The 4,068-nt window shown below is 63.1% G+C and carries 3 protein-coding genes; 1 reads left to right on the top strand and 2 read right to left on the bottom strand.

What is annotated here, in order from left to right; translation table 11 throughout:
- Positions 1-463, bottom strand: a 463-nt coding sequence (locus QZ332_RS13290) for a rubredoxin-like domain-containing protein (protein ID WP_295766309.1), incomplete at its 3' end; no start/stop codon positions are given.
- A gap of 887 nt (positions 464-1,350) precedes the next feature.
- Here QZ332_RS13290 and QZ332_RS13285 point away from each other — a divergent pair.
- Positions 1,351-1,944, top strand: coding sequence for an S-layer homology domain-containing protein (locus QZ332_RS13285; protein WP_295766307.1), 594 nt, complete (start codon positions 1,351-1,353; stop codon positions 1,942-1,944).
- A gap of 88 nt (positions 1,945-2,032) precedes the next feature.
- On the opposite strand, the gene QZ332_RS13280 is transcribed toward QZ332_RS13285, so the two are convergent.
- Entirely contained in the window at positions 2,033-4,066 is a 2,034-nt protein-coding gene (locus QZ332_RS13280) for an elongation factor G (protein ID WP_295766305.1), read from the bottom strand.
- Positions 4,067-4,068 lie beyond the last annotated feature (2 nt).

The raw sequence follows: 4,068 nt of genomic DNA, 5'->3' as shown, positions 1-4,068 counted from the left end.
GCTTGGCCAGCTTCGCCAGGGCGAACTTGCCGGCGGTGGCGCCGTTCTCGGCCTCGACGCGCATCTCCAGGTTCTTCTTGGTGGAGTCGGTGACCACCTCGCCCAGCAGCTCGGCGAACTTGGCGGCGTGCTCGGCCTCCTCATAGGCGGCCTTCTCCCAGTACATGCCGATCTCGGGATAGCCCTCCCGGAAGGCCACCCGGGCCATGGCCAGGTACATGCCGACCTCGGTGCACTCGCCGGTGAAGTTGGCGTTCAGACCGTCGACGATCTCCTTCTGCGCCTCGGCGGGGACGTCCGCGCCGAAGGTCTTGCCGACGCCGACCACATGCTCGGCGGCCCAGGTCATGTCAGCGCCCTGCTCCTTGAACTTGGAACCGGCGACGCCGCACTGGGGGCACTTCTCGGGGGCGGTGTCCCCCTCATGGACGTATCCGCAGACAGGGCAGACCCACTTCTTCATAAATATGATCCTCCTTAAAGAAATTCGTGTTCCCACTTGCTTTTCAAGTATCGACATGAGTATAGCAGTTTCCAACGGGGAGTGCTAGTTGCAAATATCACAAAATCGAGTTTTTGCTGAGATTTAAAAAATTGTTCAAATTCCCCGGGCCCGCCCTTTTTCTCGAATGGCCCTTGCAATCTCAGGCAGGGCGGAGTAGAATAAGGGCTGGGAACATAATTGCGGCAGGCCGCCGGGTGCTGGAACCACCCAGCGGCCCTGTACGAGTGACACATCCACTCAGCACAGCAGTTGCAAGACTGCACCACGGGCTTATTATACCCATCTCCCCTCACTTTTGCAAGGGGAGGGGGCTTTTAAGTCGTGCGTCCGCATGATCTTACGCGGTGCTGAGTTTTCGAAGCTCGGCACCGCTCTTATGTTTCCGGCGGACGCCCGACCGGCGGGGAGCTCTTTTTACCTCCTCTCCCGCCGGGAGGGGCACCGTCCGCTGGAAATCTTATAGGAAAGAGGAAAACAGCATGAAAAAGCGACTCCTGTCCCTGGCACTGGCTCTGGCGGTGTGCCTGAGCCTCTCTGTCCCCGTTTTTGCGGCACCTATATCCATAAAGACCCCGACGGGCGACATGACCATCACGCTTTCCGATGTCATATCGGAAGAGAGCGGCAAAGCTTTCGGAGATCCCTGTAAAATATACGTAGTGCCTGTGGGGAGCACTCTCTCCGCCGCGGGGGATATGGAGACCATAAGGCATTGGTATATGCCGGCCTGGCAGACCTCGAAAAATGAGTATGAGTATGATGACGGGTCGTTCTATCCGATCCCCAGTGAGGGCCTCAAGCTGGATGGGTCTCTCAAGACCTCCCTCGGTGTCGACGAATGCAGCATGCTGTACGTACAGGCCGGAAAGGAAAAGGAAACGACCTTCCTGGTCAAGTTCGTGGACGATGCCTCTCCCGCCGCGCCCGGTGTCTCCGGCGGCTTCACCGACGTAGCCGCCAACTCCCCCTATAAAGACGCTATCGCCTGGGCGGTGGAGAAGGGGATCACCAACGGCACCAGCAGTTCCTCCTTCTCCCCCAATAACACGTGCACCATCCGCCAGATCCTCACCTTCCTTTACCGGGCTGCGGGCCGTCCCGGCGCGACGGCGGGTCAGTCCGACACGAACGCCGCCCTCGGCTGGGCCGTCAGCCAGGATATCGCTGGCGAGGGGGTGGATCTGGACCCTGATATCCCCTGCTCCCGGGAGAGGGCGGTCTCTTTCATATGGCGGGCGGCAGGCATGCCGGAGCCCACAAAGATCGCCTCCTTCTCCGACGTGCATCCGGAGATCTATGTGACCGAGAGTCCTGTAAAGGCCATCTCCTGGGCCGTGGAAAAGGGCATCACCAACGGCACGGGGCCGGATACCTTCTCTCCCAGCAGCAACTGCACCCGGGGCCAGATCGTCACCTTCCTCTACCGGGCCGGGAAGTGACCCAAAACGAAAGAAGCCCCGCTCCTCTCGGAGCGGGGCTTCTTCAGACCCTTTGAAACGTTTTCGAGGCTCTCTCAGGCCCGGGCCATCAGCCCTCCGCCATGGCCTTCGCCTCGGCGATGGCCTTCTCCTGGGCGGCGGGGGGGCAGTCCTCATAGCGCACGAAGTGGAAGGTGAAGGCGCCCCGGCTCTGGGTCATGGACCGCAGGTCGATGGCGTAGCTCCCCATCTCGGCCATGGGCACCTCGGCGGAGATGACCTGGCTGCCGTCGCCGGTGGGATCCATGCCCATGACGCGGCCCCGGCGCTTGTTCAGGTCGCCGATGACGTCGCCCATGTAGTTGTCGGGCACCGTCACCTTCAGCTCGCCCACGGGCTCCAGGAGCACGGGGTTCGCCTCCGGCAGGGCGGCCTTATAAGAGAGCTGCGCCGCAGTCTTGAACGCGATCTCGGAGGAGTCCACCGGGTGATAGGAGCCGTCGTACAGCACGGCCTTCAGGTTCACCACGGGGTAGCCCGCCAGCGGGCCGTGGACGCACGCCTCCCGCAGCCCCTTCTCCACGGCGGGGAAGAAGTTCCGGGGCACGGAGCCGCCGAAGACCTCCTCGGCGAAGACCATGTCCTCCTGGTCGGGGTTGTACTCGAAGCGGATCCACACGTCGCCGAACTGGCCGCTGCCGCCGGTCTGCTTCTTGTGCCGCCCCTGCTTCTGGACGGTCTTGCGGATCTTCTCCCGGTAGGGCACGCGGGTGGGCTTCAGCTCCGACTCGACCTTGAAGCGGTCCTTGAGCTTGCTGACCAGCACGTCGATCTGCATATCGCCGGCGCCGGAGACCACCATCTGGTGGGTCTCGGCGTTGTTGACCACGGAGAAGGTGGGATCCTCCTCGTTGAGGCGGCTGAGCCCCTGGGCGATCTTGTCCTCCTGGCCCCGGGTCTTGGGGACGATGGCCACGGAGTAGCAGGGCTCGGCGAAGGGGATGTTCTTCAGGCTGACCACCTTCCGCTCGTCGCAGAGGGTGTCGCCGGTCTTGATGTCCATCTTGCCGATCGCGCCGATGTCGCCGCAGACCAGCTCCTTGACCTCGGCGTTCTTCTTGCCCCGGATGGTGTAGAGGCGGCCCAGCTTCACCTTCTCGCCGGTGCGGGCGTTGACCATGGGCATGTCCGGCGTGATGGAGCCGGAGAGGACCTTGACGAAGGAATACTTGCCGTACTGGTCGGAGATGGTCTTGAAGACGAAGGCGGTGGGCACGCCGCCGGGAGAGACGACGAACTCCTCGCTCTCGCCCTCGGCGTTGGTGGCCTTGTGGTAATTGCCCTCCACGGGGTTGGGCAGGAGGTCCACGATGTTGTCCATCAGCATCAGGGACCCCAGGCAGTTGATGGCGGAGCCGCAGAGGACGGGGAAGAGGCTCAGCTCCCGGACGCCCTGGCGCAGGCCCTGGATCATCTCGGCGTAGGTGAAGTCCTCCCCGTCGAAGAACTTGTTCATCAGCTCCTCGCTGGTCTCGGCCACGGACTCCTTGAGGGCGTCGTGGAACTCGGCGATGACGTCGGCCTTGTCGGCGGGGATCTCGATCTCCACGCGCTTGAGCTTCTGCATCTCATAAGCCCGCTTGTTCAGCACGTCGATGATGCCGGTGACCTTCTTGTCCGCGTCCCAGATGGGGACGACCACGGGGGCGATCTTCTTGCCGAAGCGGTCCCGCAGGGCCTCGAAGGTGGCGTTGTAGTCGCTGTTGTCCTCGTCGGTCTTGGAGATATAGATGAAGCGGGGCATGTTCCGCTCCTCGCAGTACTTCCAAGCCTTCTCCAGGCCCACGGACACGCCGTCCTTGGCGGAGCAGACGATGACGGCGGCGTCGGCGGCCCGGAGGGCGGCCATGGCCTCCCCGGCGAAGTCGAAGGCGCCCGGGGTGTCCAGCAGGTTGATGCGGCAGCCCTTGTAATCCAGGGGCGCCGGGGTGAGGGACAGCGAGATCTGGCGCCGGACCTCCTCGGGGTCGTAGTCGCAGACGGTGTTGCCGTCGGCGGCGCGCCCCATCCGATCGATGACGCCGGTCATATAGAGCAGGCTCTCGGCCAGGGCGGTCTTGCCGCTGCCGCTGTGGCCCAGCAGAC

Origin of the sequence: uncultured Oscillibacter sp., from assembly GCF_910584465.1 — a bacterium.
GTDB lineage: Bacteria > Bacillota > Clostridia > Oscillospirales > Oscillospiraceae > Oscillibacter.
This window is presented reverse-complemented; position numbering and strand designations above follow the sequence as displayed.